The 871-nt window shown below is 27.9% G+C and carries 1 pseudogene; it reads left to right on the top strand.

Annotated features, from left to right (window positions below):
• Positions 1–635: 635 nt before the first annotated feature.
• Positions 636–871, top strand: a pseudogene (locus ACFIO5_RS10985) (hypothetical protein); the annotation flags it as partial.

Here is an 871-nt window from a genome sequence, read left to right as displayed (position 1 = left end):
AAATTATTGAGCTTACCTTATCGTAGGATCTTTAACAATAATATATAAAACTATTGTTTTCATTCTATGAAAACAATAGTTTTATAATAGTGAATTTCATTGCCATATTGCCAATACAAAAAATGACTAAGTCGTAAATATCCCTCAATTAGATTCCCTTTTGATCTAAAAATTCATCTTTTTCTACTCATAAAAATCAGAAAATATCACTTAAATAATCACCGCCATGTATGCTATAAAAATAATAATCTATTGATTTATAAGGATAATTTATCATCTTCTAACTTGAATGAGAGCACAAAATACAGTAAGATTCTCTTATGATAAATCAAATAGAAATCATTTATTACTACATCATAAAAAGGACTAGCGTGTGGAGAAACCTGTTTTAGAACAAAGTAAATATAGCTATTATAAACCGTCTTACATACACAAACAATTGCAAAATTGAAAGCTGATAAATATATGAAAGTATCTTGTTTATATCTTCATAAGCGTAAAAATGGTGCCGTCCTATAGGACTTATATTATACCATTTACGAGCATCGTCATGAGATGAATGGAGCTAGAATTTAATTAAAATGTTTCTTTAAAGAAAATTTGCATATAAATACTTTAATAGCATGCTGTTCTACGTGACGGCTATAACATTATTAAAAAACGCGATAAATAAAAGTGTGAGAAAACGCGCAATCTCCATTATTAAAAAAGATATTGCTTTAAATGCTTTTCAAAAGCGTAAAATAGAACCAAAGGAATATGGTAAAGTTGGAAGCTGGTTTCCATATTTAAAACTTCGTATTCTTCCTAAATTAGGCTGTATCTTCTTTTCAGAGATTACACAAACAGATATAAGCAATATTCTCGCCTT

Source organism: Bartonella sp. AA86SXKL, from assembly GCF_042196885.1.
Note: the sequence above shows the minus strand (reverse complement) of the source record. Positions and strands in the feature narration are given on the sequence as shown.